Here is a 14,640-nt window from a genome sequence, read left to right as displayed (position 1 = left end):
GCCGGTGGGCGGCACCCAAAATTGTCGATGTCGGCGCCGCCCCTCATCGCCCTGCCGGGCACTTCTCCCCGTATAGTAACGGGGAGAAGGGCGCCATCGCCAAGGATTTCGCCAATCTCCAGCGTTGCAGAAAAGGGAGCCGAGGCCGCGGCCAGCTTCCCTTCTCCCCGTCACTATACGGGGAGAGAAGCCGGCAGGCGGATGAGGGGCAGCGCAAACGTCGAGCCATTCCCCGCGGCGGGGTGACAGCAGCAGACAAATGCCGTATACTCACATAAAGATGTCTTTATGTCGCTTAAGCGCGACCGTCGCCCTGAGGACGAAATATGTCGCAAAACCCATCATCGCTGGACGACCTGTTCGGCCCCGTCGCGGCCAAGCCCGACGGTTCGGAAGTGCTTGCTGCGCTGACGGCGGCGGCGCGCGAACGCATCCTCATCCTCGATGGCGCCATGGGCACGCAGATCCAGGGCCTGGGCTTCGACGAGAACCATTTCCGTGGCGACAAATTCGCAGAGTGCGCCTGCCATCAGCAGGGCAACAACGACCTGCTGATCCTGACGCAGCCCAAGGCGATCGAGGAGATTCACTATCAATACGCCATCGCCGGGGCGGACATCCTTGAAACCAACACCTTCTCCTCGACCTCCATCGCTCAGACGGATTACGGCATGGAGGACGCGGTCTACGCTCTGAACCGCGACGGTGCACGGCTGGTGCGCAGGGCAGCGGCAAGGGCCGAGCAGGAGGACGGCAAGCGTCGTTTCGTCGCCGGTGCGCTGGGGCCGACCAACCGCACCGCCTCGATGTCGCCGGACGTCAACAATCCCGGGTACCGCGCCGTGACATTCGACGAATTGCGCCTTGCCTATGGCGAGCAGCTGCGCGGTCTCATTGACGGCGGTGCCGACATCATTCTGATCGAGACCATTTTTGATACGCTGAATGCCAAGGCGGCAATCTTCGCCTGCAACGAGATCTTCATCGAGAAGGGCGTGCATCTGCCGGTGATGATTTCCGGCACGATCACCGACCTGTCCGGCCGCACGCTGTCGGGCCAGACGCCGACGGCTTTCTGGCATTCGGTCCGCCACGCCAACCCGTTCACGATTGGCCTCAATTGCGCGCTGGGCGCCAAAGCCATGCGCGCGCATCTGGACGAAATATCCGGCGTCGCCGACACCTTTGTGTGCGCCTATCCGAATGCCGGTCTGCCCAACGAATTCGGCCAATATGACGAAAGCCCGGAGTTCATGGCCGCGCAGATCGAGGATTTCGCCCGCGACGGCCTGGTTAATATCGTCGGTGGCTGCTGCGGCTCGACGCCCGACCACATCCGCGCCATCGCACAGGCCGTGAAGAAATATCCGCCGCGCGCTGTTCCCGACATCGAGCCGCAGATGCGCCTTTCGGGGCTCGAGCCGTTCACGCTGACCGACGAGATTCCGTTCGTCAATGTCGGCGAGCGCACCAATGTCACCGGCTCGGCGAAATTCAGGAAGCTGATCACCGCGGGCGACTATGCCGCCGCGCTCGAAATCGCCCGCGACCAGGTCGCCAACGGCGCGCAGATCATCGACATCAACATGGACGAAGGCCTGATCGATTCGAAGCAGGCAATGGTCTGTTATCTCAACCTGATCGCCGCCGAGCCGGACATCGCCCGCGTTCCCGTAATGATCGACAGCTCCAAATGGGAGATCATCGAAGCCGGCCTGAAATGCGTGCAGGGCAAGCCGCTGGTCAATTCCATCTCGATGAAGGAGGGCGAGGAGGCTTTTCTGCACCATGCGAAGCTCGTCCGCGCGTATGGCGCGGCGGTGGTCGTCATGGCCTTCGATGAGGACGGTCAGGCTGACACCCAGGCGCGCAAGGTCGAAATCTGCACCCGCGCCTACAGACTGTTGACCGAGCAGGCCGGATTTCCGCCCGAGGACATCGTTTTCGATCCGAACATCTTCGCCATCGCCACCGGCATCGACGAGCACAACAATTACGGCGCCGATTTCATCGAAGCCGCCAGGCAGATCACCGCGACGCTTCCGCATGTCCACATATCGGGTGGGGTGTCGAACCTCTCCTTCTCGTTTCGCGGCAACGAGCCGGTGCGCGAGGCCATGCATGCCGTGTTCCTCTACCATGCCATCCAGGCCGGCATGGACATGGGCATCGTCAACGCCGGACAGCTTGCCGTCTATGACACCATCGATCCGGAACTGCGCGAAGCCTGCGAGGACGTCGTCAACAACCGCCAGCCGAAGGGCGGCGGCACCGCGACCGAACGCCTGCTGGAACTCGCCGAACGTTTTAGGGGCACGGCGGGCAAGGAAGCGCAGGAACGCGATCTTGCTTGGCGCGACTGGCCGGTCGAGCAGCGCATTTCGCACGCACTGGTCAACGGCATCACCGAATTCATCGACCAGGACACGGACGAGGCGCGGCGCGCCGCCGAGCGTCCGCTGCATGTCATCGAAGGTCCTCTGATGGCCGGCATGAATGTCGTCGGCGATCTGTTCGGCGCGGGAAAGATGTTCCTGCCGCAAGTGGTGAAATCCGCCCGCGTCATGAAGCAGGCCGTCGCCGGCCTGCTGCCGCACATGGAGGCGGAGAAGCTGGCGAATGCCGCCAAAGGCGTCGACACCGGCGAGCGCCAGACCGCCGGCAAGATCCTGATGGCGACGGTGAAGGGCGATGTCCACGACATCGGCAAGAACATCGTCGGCGTGGTTCTGGCCTGCAACAATTACGAGATCATCGACCTCGGCGTCATGGTGCCGGCGGCAAAGATCCTGCAGACGGCGCGCGAGCTAAAGGTCGACATCATCGGCCTGTCCGGCCTGATCACGCCCTCGCTCGACGAGATGGCGCACATGGCCGCCGAGATGGAGCGCGAGGGTTTTGACATTCCGCTGTTGATCGGCGGTGCTACGACCAGCCGCGTGCATACCGCAGTAAAGATCCATCCGCGCTATATCAGTGGCCAGACCGTCTATGTCGCCGATGCCAGCCGCGCGGTCGGAGTGGTGTCGGCACTTCTGTCGAACGAGACCAGGGGCGGTTATGTCGACAACGTTCGCGCCGAATACAAAAAGGTCGCCGATGCGCATGCGCGCAGCGAAGCCGACAAGCAGCGCCTGCCGCTGGCCAAGGCGCGTGCCAACGCCCACCGGATCGACTGGTCGGCCTACGCGCCGCCAAAACCGTCCTTCCTCGGCCTGAAAACCTTCGAAGCCTGGGATTTGGCCGAGCTCGCGCGCTATATCGACTGGACGCCCTTCTTCCAGACCTGGGAGCTGAAGGGGCGTTTTCCCAAAATCCTCGACGACGAGGCGCAAGGGCCGGCGGCACGCCAGCTCTTCGAGGACGCCCAGGCGATGCTGAAAATGATCATCGCGGAAAAATGGTTCGCGCCGAGGGGCGTCATCGGCTTCTGGCCAGCGAATACCGTCGGCGACGACATCAGGCTGTTCACCGATGATGCCAGGTCGCAGGAACTGGCGACCTTCTTCACGCTGCGCCAGCAGCTGACCAAGCGGGACGGCAAGGCGAACGTCGCGCTAGCGGATTTCGTCGCGCCATTGGACAGCGGCAGGGCCGACTATCTCGGCGGCTTCATCGTCACCGCCGGCATCGAGGAATCGGCGATCGCCGAGCGCTTCGAACGGGCCAACGACGACTACTCGTCGATCATGGTCAAGGCGCTTGCCGACCGTTTCGCCGAGGCCTTCGCCGAGCGCCTGCACGAGAAGGTGCGCAAGGAGTTCTGGGCCTATGCCCCGGATGAGGATCTGGCGCCGGACGAGCTGATCGGCGAACCCTATCGCGGCATTCGCCCGGCGCCCGGCTATCCGGCGCAGCCCGACCACACCGAGAAAGCGACGCTGTTCCGCCTGCTCGACGGCGAGCGCAACGCCGGCGTCAGCCTGACCGAGAGCTTTGCGATGTGGCCGGGCTCCTCCGTGTCCGGCATCTACCTGTCGCATCCCGAAAGCTATTATTTCGGCGTGGCCAAGGTCGAGCGCGACCAGGTCGAGGACTATGCGCGCCGCAAGGCCATGCCGCTCGCCGAGGTCGAGCGCTGGCTCGGCCCTATACTCAACTATGTGCCGACCCCCTTCGCCGAAGCCGCGCAGTAAGGCAGCAGCTTTTGACCTGGCATCGCGGTCGATGACCAGGTGCGTCGCTTCGAGAGCACCGGCCTAGCCCGCTCATCATGCGATGAAAGGAGAGCCCTATGCAGACCCCGACTGCAGAAGAAATGGAAATCCGCAAAGGCCTGGATGACCTGGTGCAGGCATTGCGGGCCAAGGACATAGAAGCCCTGATGGCACACTATGCCGCGGCTACTGTCGTATTCGACATCAGGCCGCCGCTACGGATCGAGAGCGCCGATGCCTACCGAAAGAATTTCGAGGCGTGGTTTGCCTCGGTTGACGGCCCGATTGATTATGAGGTGCACGAACTGCTCGTCACAGTCAGAGATGACGTGGCGTTCTGCTATGGTCTGTGCCACGTCAGAAGCAAAAGAACCAACGGCGAGAAGGCCGACTATTGGGTGCGGGTGACGTCGGGTTTGCAGAAGATGAGCGACCGCTGGATGATCACGCACGAACACATATCCATGCCGATCGATCTCCGGACAATGCAGGCACAGCCGGAGTTTCAGTCGTAGCTGCGCGGACGTTTCGCACGACAACAAATTTCTTCCGGCGCTGCCCGTCGACTGACCTCGCCAAGAGGCTTGCCGAATTCGCTGACCAATCGATCAGCCCCGGTGGTGCGCCGTACCGCCACGGATTGACGCGCGACACTTTAGCTGCAAGGTATATTTACGTTCTGTTTACCATATATATTGGTCTCGGCAGGGACTTGAGGGGGCAATTTGGAACCGTTTCTGGGCGCGAACCGCCTTAATTGGGATGATCGAGCCGAGCTGCATTCGACCGACACAACGGGCAGCTACCACATAGAAAATGTACTGGCTGGCGGATCCAATCTCTATGAGCTGGAAACGCGCGAGGTCGGTGACATTGTCGGCAAGGATATCGTCCATCTGCAATGCCATATCGGGCTCGACACGATCAGCTTGAAGAATCTGGGCGCGGGCAGCGTGACCGGCCTCGACTTTTCACCGACGGCGATCGCAGCAGCGCGGGATTTCGCCGCAAAGGCAGGCACTGACGTGCGCTTCGTGGAGGCGCCGCTGTTCGAGGCAGTCGAAGCGCTTGGCCGAACCTTTGACATCGCTTACGTTACCTGGGGTTCGGTAAACTGGCTTGACGACGTGTTCCGCTGGGCGCGGGTTGTTGCCGATCTGCTGCGGCCCGGCGGCCGGCTCTATCTCGCCGAGGGTCATCCGTTGATGTTTCAGTGTGACCGCAAGGCTGCGGCGCTGGAGTTCAAGCATGACTGGCGAACGCCAATAGCTCGACCACTCGCATGGAACGAAGAACTCACCTATACCGGCGACGACCGCATCTTGAAACATCCGCGCTACTATGAGTGGATTCATCCGGTCAGCGACGTGGTGAACGCGCTGATTTCAGCTGGGCTGACGCTGGATTTTCTCAATGAGCATGACACGGTTTCGTGGCAGCACTTTTCATTTGCCGTGAGGGCCGGCAAGGATATGTACGGCCTGCCGGAGAACTCTCCCAAGATCCCAATGGCCTATTCCATTGGCGCGACGAAACGTAGCGTCGGCAAGATACCCTACCTGGTTACCGCCAAGGCGATTGAGGGCCACTAATGCATGTCGCGCAAAAGCATGCCCTCGGGCTTGAACCGAGGGTGTGCGGCGGTTTTGCGATAACGACATGCATCAAACAAAACCTGAAGCGCGTCGCATCAATCCATTCAGCCGCGACGCGCTTTAAGTCGTCAGCCGGAGCCGCAGGTCCGTGTCTGCCACTCCGGCCACCTCAGGCGGTTGGAAGGTGCAAAAATTTTAGGACCCGTGAAGGTCAAAATTAAACATTGGTAGCTAATATACCTTGGTCGGGTTGGCCCAGAACCTGAATAGTATCTGAGGAATCGCCTATTGGCTCCTTTCCGCGCTAGGTTCGGCGGTATCAAGAAGGCCGTTTTCTCGTCGGCAAATATCCCGGCGGCAATGGCGGTGATCGTTATTGCCGTTGGCGCAGCGTTCGCGGACCACCAGAACAAAGTCGTCTCGGATCAAGCCACCCGAGCGGATGTCCTGGCCAAGGTCAATCTTATCCGCGCCAAGCTTGAAGGCAACATCAACGGAAACCTTCAACTGGTGCAGGGACTGGTCGCGGCAGTCGTGACTGAGCCCTATATGGGACAGCAGCGCTTCGCCTCGCTGGCGAGCAACCTGTTTGGCAGGGGCTCGCAATTGAAGAATATTGCCGGCGCGCCCGATCTGGTCATTTCTCTGATGTACCCGATGAAGGGCAACGACAAGGCGATAGGCCTCGATTACCGCAAGGACGAGCGGCAGCGTCTGGCCGCGCTAAGGGCGCGAGACGAGCGCGAGCTAGTTCTTGCCGGTCCCGTCGACTTGAGGCAGGGAGGGCAGGGCTTCGTCGGCCGAATTCCGGTCTTTGTACGCAGTGCGGGCAACACCGAAAGGTTCTGGGGCATCATTTCGGCCGTTGTCGACGTTCAGCGCCTTTATAAGGCGAGCGGCCTGCTTGACGATGATCTCGGGATTGACGTAGCGCTGATCGGTAAGGACGCCCTCGGTCCAGGCGGAGAGCAATTCTTCGGCAATGAGCGCGTCGCCAAAAGCAATCCGGTGACAGCCGACGTCCTGCTTCCGTCCGGTTCGTGGCGGATCGCAGCCATTCCCAAAAACGGCTGGCCTTCGATGCCCGACAACGCGTGGTTCTTGCGCGCCATCATGGCGGTGGCCGGGGCCTTGGTTGTGATCCCATTCCTGGTTACCGGTCGCCTGATTGGCGAGAGACAGCGCAACTATGCGGAACTGAGTCGATTGTCGAGGCGCTTGGAACTCGCTCTGGAAGCATCGGCTATTGGCGTTTGGGAACACGATCTCGCGACCAACGAACTGGCGTGGGACGAACGCGTCAATGAAATATACGGCAAACCAGTTGGGGAGCACCGCGGCTACCTGGACTGGGCGGGAGCAATCCACCCGGATGATTTGGCTGGCGCCAACGCCGATTTCGACCGCGCGATGGCCGACGGCGGGCCATATTTGTCGGAATACCGGATTATTCGGCCGGATGGCGAGATACGCCATGTCCGATCCAAGGCGATAATTTACCGGGCCGCAGACGACACCCCAAAAATGATTGGCGCCGAATGGGATGTGACAGCCGATGTCCTGTTGAACAAGGACCTGGTTCGCGCAAAACAGCTTTCCGAGTCGAAAAATGCAGAACTCGAGTCGGCCAAGGAGCGCATAGAGCACATTGCGCTCCACGATTCGCTGACCGGTTTGCCCAACCGGCGTTACCTCGACCAGGTGCTGGAAGATTACGCGGCAAACGCCAGGCGGACCGGCGGGTATGCGGCACTGCTCCACATTGATCTCGATCGGTTCAAGCACATTAACGATACGCTTGGCCACGCCGCAGGCGACGCAATGCTTGTTCACGCCTCGACCGTCCTCCGATCCAAGGTCGATGGCGAGGGATTCGTCGCTCGGATCGGAGGAGACGAATTCATCGTCCTGTGCGTGGTGCATGACGATATCGAGCAACTGGCGCTGCTCGCTGACCGCGTCATCAGCCAGATGCGGGAACCAGTCTACTATCAGGGCCATCGATGCCGTTTTGGCGTGAGCGTGGGAATTGCAGTCGATAACGGAAAAGATGTCGAAGCCAAACACCTGCTGGTCAACGCTGACATCGCGCTTTACCGAGCAAAGAGTCGTGGGCGCAATCGATACGAGTTCTTCACCGAGGCGATGCAAAGCGAGATCGTCGAGACAAAACGGATTGCCGACGAAATTCTCGGCGGCCTTGAGCGCAACGAGTTCATTCCCTTCTACCAGCCGCAATTTGACGCAAAAACGCTTGAAATTGTTGGGGTTGAGGCGCTGGCGCGATGGAGACATCCGGAGAAGGGCATTTTGGCGCCCGACGTCTTCCTAAGGATTGCGGAAGAATTGAATGTCGTCTCGATCATCGATCGAAACATATTAGAGCAATCGCTTTTGGATCTCGAAGGGTGGACTGCTGCGAATCTTCACATTCCGCGGGTGTCAGTCAACGTTTCGGCACGCCGCCTTCAGGATGAGGAACTCATAAAGAGTCTTAGGGAACTAAATATCAAGAAGGGAACAGTTGCCTTCGAACTCGTTGAGTCAATTTTCCTCGACGAAAATGATGATTTTGTTACGTGGAATCTTGAGCAGATAAAAGAGCTCGGCATTGACATAGAAATAGACGATTTTGGCACGGGCTACGCCTCTATAGTCAGCTTGCTCAAGCTGCAGCCTCGCCGGTTGAAGATAGATCGCCAACTGGTCATTCCTATTGTCAAATCGCCGCAACGAAGGCAGGTCGTCTCATCGATCATTGAAATCGGCAAATCCCTGGGTATCGAGGTCGTAGCCGAGGGTGTCGAGACGATGGAGCACGCACAGACACTCAAGAGCTTGGGCTGCGACATACTGCAGGGTTATGCCTTCGGGCATGCGTTGGATGCCGACGGACTAAAGGCCTTCGTTCGATCTCGGCGTCTGCGCACGGAACGGGTTTTGGATGAACCGCTCCGGTTGGGTAGAGTATAAGCGCATAAGCCTCACGTCACAGAGTAGCGCTTCGCTTTGAGTCTTACGATTTGTGCTGACACGCATGTCAGATGCAACCGCTGTGCAACCAGCGTTGCCTTTTTTGCTAGCCGCCCAACCCTTCCAGTAACTCTGCTTGCACAGATCTCGGCGTTGCGCCACTACTGCACTTTGGGGGGATCAAATGAAAATCCGAGTTGTGTGCGTCAAGTTCTGCAAAAATGGCGTGGCATTCAGCGGTGACGTTGGCGTGTCCGCCGCGCAGCCCCCGTGTTTAGCGGAGCGGCGGACATGGCGAGCCGCGTCTCAGGCGGCCAATGCCCTCAGGTTCTCCTTCTTGTGCTCGCGCAGATGATCCATGTTGAGGTAGCGGGTCGCCTCGAGCCAGTTCTCGTGGATCTCCACCGCCAATGCCCGAACCAGCCGCAAACAGCTCTGCGGGTTGGGGAAGATGCGAACGAGCAGGGTGCGCCGCTTGATCTCCTGGTTTAGCCGCTCCAGCATGTTCGTCGACTTCATGTGCTTGTGATGCGGCAGCGGCAGCCGGTAGAAGCTCAGCGTCTCCTCGATGTTGTTCTCCACCCAATCCACCAGCTTCGGGTATTTTGCCTGCCATTTGGCGATCCACTGCGCCAGGTCGCGCTTGACCTCGGCTAGGTCGCGCCGGTCATAGAACCATCTGAGCTCCATCAGGCAGTCGTCATCGACCTTGCGCGGCACATAATCGAGCGCGTTTCTGAGGAAGTGCACGTAACAGCGCTGCCAGACTGCCTCAGGCAGGACTTCCCGGATCGCTGCCCTGAGCCCTGGATGGCAAGCGCGGCTTTGCCGCCGCCGCGGCGGGCCTTGAGCTTGTGGTATTTGGCCTTGTAGTAGCTGCCGGTCTTCTTTGAGGCGCTGATGGCGGCATTGCACAGGGCGGTCTTGAGATGGCGATTGCCCTTGCGCGCTTTGGTCGGCTTGCTCTTGCCGGCGCTCTGATGGTTGCCCGGACAGACGCCGGCCCAGGCGGCAAGATGAGCAGCGGTCGGGAACATCGAGACGTCAATGCCGATCTCGGCGATCACGGTGATGGCTACCACGCGGTCGATGCCAGGCACACGCAGCAAGGCCGCCACCTGCTCGGCATAGGGATCGAGGCGGCGATCGATCTCGACGTCAAGCGCGGCGATGTCGGCCTCGGCGCTCTCGACCCGCTGCAGCTGGCATTCCAACATCAGGCGCTGATGGCCTTCGAGCCGCACATCGAGGGCCTTAACAAGGGCTGCATACTTGCTGCGCGCTGTGCCGCGGGCGAGCGCTGCCATTTGCTGCGGCGTATGGGTGCCGGCAATCAGCGCCCGCACGATGGCCCGGCCGCTGACACCGAACACGTCACTGAGCACGCTGGCCAGCTTGATGCCGGTCGTTGCCGATGGCCCGGCAATCGGAGCGGCCGGCGAAGCAGGCCGAAGTGCACTTGTCACTGACTAGGGAACGATATCGGCCCCCATGTGTTAGAAATCCATGGACACTTTGGAACCCCAGGGCCACGGGACGGTGGCCGACATTTTGACATCGGAAGTTGCCAATGCCAGGCAGCGCATTCATCGGACTGAGCTCGCGCTTCAACGCACTGAAGAAATGCTGGCCGAGAACCTCGCGCTGCGCAACAGGATACGAACTGCGGTCGAGGCCGCAGACCGCTTGGTGAAGATCGATCCCCCCAGCTTTGAAGGACGTCGCGCGGGTTGAACTGGGCCGGCGTTTCATTCGTCGCGACCTTCAGGCCACCGGCGCCACCACTCTCGCTCCAGAACTGTGCCAACCATATCAACGTCTGGGCTGCACGCTCGCGAACAGCCGGAACCAACAGCGACCACAAGCGGTTTACCAATCGAAGGGACCGCAATGGATTCGGAATAATGGAACTTTTAGATATGGAACTGGCGCGAGCCCGACAGCGGCTTAATCGGGCCGAGCGCTCCCTTGAGCGTGCGAACGAGATGCTGGATGATGACTGCGGTGTCGGCATCAATATCGCGCTGTGCAGCAGGATACGGGCTGCGCAACAGCGCGTAATTGAGGCCAGATCGCGGTTGACGAAGATCGATCCCACCAGCGCTGACGGAGTTCGCACGGGTTGATCCGGCCCGTCGACGTGCCGCCTCGGGCATATAGGACGATTCGGTTCGGCACTCCGGCGGTCGCGCACCAAGCAAGCCAACGCACTGCTTGAGGCGACGCGTTCGGTCTTAAGGCCAACCATTTTGCTTGGCGATCTCAACGAATGGCGGGTGCACAGCTTCCTCGTTGCTGGCGCTACTGCCGCATTTTGGTCCAATTCACACCGTGCTGTCCAGTTTCCCTTCGCGATTCCCTTTGCTTGCGCTCGATCGGATCCTGGCCAAACCACCAAGTCTGATTTCCAGCCTCGAAGTGCACCATACATCGCTATCTCGGATCGCCTCCGATCATCTACCGATCATGGCACGATTAAATCTCCAGGGGATTCGACAGCTACATTTGCAACCAGATTACCTTTGAAGGGTTCTTGCTACGATTTTGAGCGAGGCCGGGTTTCTATCGCTGAAGGGTAGAAAATTTTATGGAAGTATCCATTACGCGGATTGCACACGACAACATCAAAGCAGGCAAGAGCGGCTTGCTGCTGGTCCCGGACAATTATGACGCCTTCGCCGGGCGCGTTCTGGCGGCAAGGAGTGCCGTTCGCAGTCTCGATCTCATGTACTACCTTTGGCACGATGACCACACTGGCCGCTTGCTCTTGCAGGAAGTTTTCCGGGCCGCTGAGCGCGGCGTGCGAGTTCGCATGCTCCTTGATGACGCCAATCCGCGAAAGAACGATGCTGCCTATCTGGCCTTGAGCAATCATCCAAACATCGAGTTGAAGTTGTTTAATCCGAGCGGCGTCAGGCAACGCAGCGTCATGCGCGCTGTGGAAATTGTATTGCGACTTTTTGCGTTGACCCGGAGGATGCACAACAAGGCATGGATCGCTGACGACAACGTCGCTATCGTAGGCGGGCGCAACGTTGGCGATGCCTATTTCGACGCAGCAGAAACCAATTTCCGCGACTTAGACGTGCTGCTCCTCGGTCCTGCCGTGCAGCAAACCGCCGAAATATTTGAGGCATTCTGGGCTTGCGAGGACGCGAAATCAATCAGTGTCCTGGGTCCAGCCGCGGGGAACGAGCATTCCGATTTGTTTTCAGGAAGCGATCTCGAAACCGAATCAATGCTTTTGAACGGAATCAGTGACCGAGGGTCCATCGCAGAGTTCATCGCGGCCAGCAACGACGTGCATTGGGTGGATCGAGTTCGGGTGATTTCCGATCCTCCAGAGAAGGTGAGAGGTTGGAGACGTCGCAGCTGGCTTACCAAGGAGTTGCTTCCCCTCATTAAGTCGGCGCGCAACAGTCTGGAAATTGTATCTCCCTATTTCATCCCTGGCAAAAGGGGCTCCGCGGTCCTGATGGACCTCGTCAGCAATGGGGTTGACGTTTCCGTTTTGACCAATTCCTTGGCCGCTACAGACGTCGCCGCGGTTCATGGGGCTTATGCAAACTATCGTAAGCGATTGCTGAGGAATGGCGTAAGACTGTTCGAACTCCAGCCCTTCACTCGCGGTCAGGGAATTTCGGTGTTTGGCTCCAAGGGTGCCAGTCTGCACACCAAATCGTTCACGGTTGACGACAGGGCTGGGTTCGTCGGTTCCTTCAATTTTGATCCCCGGTCAGTGTCTTTGAACTCGGAGATGGGCGTGCTCTTTGAGGATGCCGAATTAGTCGGTGAACTTCGGCGCTTTTTTCAAGCGGAGATATCACCAGAAACCAGCTATCGGCTGGAACTAAAGAACAATGTGCTGCACTGGCATGGATGCGACGAAGGCAAACTCCAAGAATACACACACGAACCAGAGGCCGGAATATTTCGCCGGGTTCTGGCGGCCTTGGTCCGCCACCTTCCAGTTGAGTCTCAGCTTTAGCCAGACCCACTAAGATAGCATAGGTGCAACGGCGGGATCGACGCGGCGTTCTTGCCGCGCCGGGTACGGCATACCTGAAGAACGGCGACGTGAATGTGCCAAGCACAGCGCCCGGGGGCCGCGGCGGAAAGGCCGGGAGCATGAAGCATCCGCCCTCTGGCAATTGTCAGCTTGCTGCCGCCGATCGCGTGAAGACGATGGTGACCTTCGTCCCTTCGCTGGCGCTCGAGGCGACGTTGAACTTTGCCTTGGCGTTCTCTGTCAGCGAGCGCGCGATTAGCGCGCCGAGCTTGCCGGGCTTGGGCCATGTCTCCCCTTCCGGCAGGCCGATACCGTCGTCCGCGACTATGACCAGGCAGCCGTCGCCATCGGCGATGCTGTGCAGCTTTATCGTCCCGCCTTCACGCCCTTGGAATGCATGCTTGAGTGCATTTGTGAGCAACTCGTTCACGACCAGTCCCGTCGGCATGGCGACGTTGATCGATACCGGATAGGTATCCACCTTCATATCGAGGCGGATCCCCTCAACTGCATGCGACCCCATCACCGCGGAGGCGATCTGGCTAAGATAAACGCCGAGATCGACCTCATCCTTCTGCTCGTCTGCCGATAGCGTCTGGTAGAGGATCGCCAGAGCGTCGACGCGGCCGGCGAGCCTCTCAAATCTTTTCTCGTCGGGCTCGGTCGCGTTACGGGTTTCTAGACGGATCAATGCGGTGATCATCTGTAAGTTGTTCTTCACCCGGTGTTGCAGTTCGCGCAGCAGGGTGTCCTTCTCGCGGACGCGCTCCTCCACCAAGCGCGCTTCTTCAGATTCGCCATGGGATGAGACGTCGACCAGAGCCACCAGTCGGAAGCAGTTCGTGCCGTTATCGTCCACGATGATGTTTGAATAAACGTCGACAAGAGCCGGGTTGGCCCCGACGCGCTCCAGCCGGAAGGTGCCGACGAAATCGGTTTCCTCGACCAAGGCCTCGGGCAGAGGCCGGCCCTTCTGCTGGTGGATGCCAATGCCGGAAAGTGCTCCCCAGTTTTGCCGGGTAAGCTCGGCTGCCTTCAGGCCTGATACTTTTTCGAATTCTGGATTAGCATAGACGACGCGCTCCTTCGCGCCTAAGTCCGACACGGCGATAGCGATCGGCACCTGGTCAAGAAATTTTTTGAACTGCTCGCTTTCCAGCGCGGTGGCAAGGTCCGGTGTATCGAGCAATTGCTCAACTGCCTCAGCCTTGTCTGACTCTGACGTCATCTTGGTCGCCTGTGCTTTGCGTGGGAGCCTCAGTCTCAGTCATGCACTTTGCTCGACACCGCCAACGCTGGAAGCGGCTGCGCGATGTCAGGAGTAGGACGAGCCCGCGTCACGGAGCGGCAGAGCCATGGGCAACACAGGCCGTCTTGCTGAGAGTTCAGTCAACCTTGCGTCACTTTGCACGGCCACGACCTTTTTTCCAACAGCGTTGTGCCAAAATCCCGTCTCTGCCAATCGAAATTGACGATCTGCACGTCGCCGGAACTGCCGACAGAATATTTCCGCCATTTGCAATGGGCTCACCTGGCAGCGGCGGCGCCGGTGGCGGCATGCGGTGGCCAAACCGCACCCCGCATGTGCTCACCCAGGTCTGGCTGGTTCGCCGCGACACGATCGGGCGAAACGGTATGCTGCGCCGGTTCCGGCCGTCTTGCAGTTGCCCGGGTTGGCTCGCTGGACCTATCGGGTCATCGCCTGGGATACCGCGGCCGGCAGGCAAACGGCGGAATGGCAGGCGAATTCCGACGGCTGGCTGAAACTTGATGTGCCGCCGTTCTCTGCCGATGTCGCGCTTGCCATTCGCCGAACCTGAGCAGGATGGCGACTGCGCCTGAAAGGTATTCATTTGCTCGCGATCTGACTTGTCATTGCCCAAGGTCTTTGCAACTTCGTCGCCAA

General features: G+C 59.6%; 9 protein-coding genes and 2 pseudogenes. 7 read left to right on the top strand and 4 right to left on the bottom strand.

Annotation, left to right across the window (positions count from 1 at the left end; genetic code table 11):
• The first annotated feature begins 326 nt into the window (after positions 1-326).
• From metH to AC0L2A_RS30655, 4 genes are all read left to right on the top strand, one after another.
• Positions 327-4,136, top strand: a complete 3,810-nt coding sequence (gene metH, locus AC0L2A_RS30670) for a methionine synthase (RefSeq protein ID WP_473611961.1) — start codon at positions 327-329, stop codon at positions 4,134-4,136.
• A 98-nt stretch (positions 4,137-4,234) separates the two neighbouring features.
• On the top strand, positions 4,235-4,672 hold the full coding sequence (locus AC0L2A_RS30665) for a YybH family protein (protein WP_027153935.1): 438 nt from the start codon (positions 4,235-4,237) through the stop codon (positions 4,670-4,672).
• 210 nt (positions 4,673-4,882) lie between these two features.
• A complete protein-coding gene (locus tag AC0L2A_RS30660; protein ID WP_023803186.1) occupies positions 4,883-5,749 on the top strand; it encodes a class I SAM-dependent methyltransferase in 867 nt (288 codons plus the stop codon).
• A gap of 363 nt (positions 5,750-6,112) precedes the next feature.
• The gene (locus tag AC0L2A_RS30655; RefSeq protein ID WP_473611964.1) at positions 6,113-8,725 is read left to right on the top strand and encodes a bifunctional diguanylate cyclase/phosphodiesterase; all 2,613 of its coding nucleotides are present in this window, start codon (positions 6,113-6,115) and stop codon (positions 8,723-8,725) included.
• Between the two features lie 306 nt (positions 8,726-9,031).
• On the opposite strand, the pseudogene AC0L2A_RS30650 reads toward AC0L2A_RS30655, so the two are convergent.
• Positions 9,032-9,538: pseudogene (locus AC0L2A_RS30650) on the bottom strand (transposase); the annotation flags it as partial.
• A 56-nt stretch (positions 9,539-9,594) separates the two neighbouring features.
• Positions 9,595-9,942: pseudogene (locus AC0L2A_RS30645) on the bottom strand (transposase); the annotation flags it as partial.
• Between the two features lie 289 nt (positions 9,943-10,231).
• On the opposite strand from AC0L2A_RS30645, the gene AC0L2A_RS30640 reads away from it, so the two are divergent.
• Positions 10,232-10,459, top strand: coding sequence for a hypothetical protein (locus AC0L2A_RS30640; protein ID WP_023803181.1), 228 nt, complete (start codon positions 10,232-10,234; stop codon positions 10,457-10,459).
• Between the two features lie 179 nt (positions 10,460-10,638).
• Here the strand turns inward: AC0L2A_RS30640 and AC0L2A_RS30635 are convergent, their stop codons facing one another.
• Positions 10,639-10,881: a hypothetical protein gene (locus AC0L2A_RS30635; RefSeq protein ID WP_167366355.1), complete on the bottom strand. Its 243-nt coding sequence runs from the start codon at positions 10,879-10,881 to the stop codon at positions 10,639-10,641.
• Between the two features lie 431 nt (positions 10,882-11,312).
• On the opposite strand from AC0L2A_RS30635, the gene AC0L2A_RS30630 reads away from it, so the two are divergent.
• Positions 11,313-12,713: a phospholipase D family protein gene (locus tag AC0L2A_RS30630; RefSeq protein WP_091591671.1), complete on the top strand. Its 1,401-nt coding sequence runs from the start codon at positions 11,313-11,315 to the stop codon at positions 12,711-12,713.
• Positions 12,714-12,879: 166 nt separating this feature from the next.
• On the opposite strand, the gene AC0L2A_RS30625 is transcribed toward AC0L2A_RS30630, so the two are convergent.
• The gene (locus AC0L2A_RS30625) at positions 12,880-13,962 is read right to left on the bottom strand and encodes a sensor histidine kinase (protein WP_091591669.1); all 1,083 of its coding nucleotides are present in this window, start codon (positions 13,960-13,962) and stop codon (positions 12,880-12,882) included.
• 445 nt (positions 13,963-14,407) lie between these two features.
• Here AC0L2A_RS30625 and AC0L2A_RS30620 point away from each other — a divergent pair, with 445 nt between their 5' ends.
• Positions 14,408-14,554, top strand: a complete 147-nt coding sequence (locus tag AC0L2A_RS30620; RefSeq protein ID WP_167366354.1) for a hypothetical protein — start codon at positions 14,408-14,410, stop codon at positions 14,552-14,554.
• The last annotated feature ends 86 nt before the right edge of the window (positions 14,555-14,640 follow it).

Source organism: Mesorhizobium sp. WSM4844 (assembly GCF_055811775.1).
This window is presented reverse-complemented; position numbering and strand designations above follow the sequence as displayed.

Bases quoted from the DNA above. Each gene is read 5' to 3' on its own strand.
- metH (WP_473611961.1), top strand. From the start codon at position 327: ATGTCGCAAAACCCATCATCGCTGGACGACCTGTTCGGCCCCGTCGCG.
- AC0L2A_RS30665 (WP_027153935.1), top strand. From the start codon at position 4,235: ATGCAGACCCCGACTGCAGAAGAAATGGAAATCCGCAAAGGCCTGGAT.
- AC0L2A_RS30655 (WP_473611964.1), top strand. From the start codon at position 6,113: ATGGCGGTGATCGTTATTGCCGTTGGCGCAGCGTTCGCGGACCACCAG.
- AC0L2A_RS30640 (WP_023803181.1), top strand. From the start codon at position 10,232: ATGGACACTTTGGAACCCCAGGGCCACGGGACGGTGGCCGACATTTTG.
- AC0L2A_RS30635 (WP_167366355.1), bottom strand. From the start codon at position 10,881: ATGCCCGAGGCGGCACGTCGACGGGCCGGATCAACCCGTGCGAACTCC.
- AC0L2A_RS30630 (WP_091591671.1), top strand. From the start codon at position 11,313: ATGGAAGTATCCATTACGCGGATTGCACACGACAACATCAAAGCAGGC.
- AC0L2A_RS30625 (WP_091591669.1), bottom strand. From the start codon at position 13,962: ATGACGTCAGAGTCAGACAAGGCTGAGGCAGTTGAGCAATTGCTCGAT.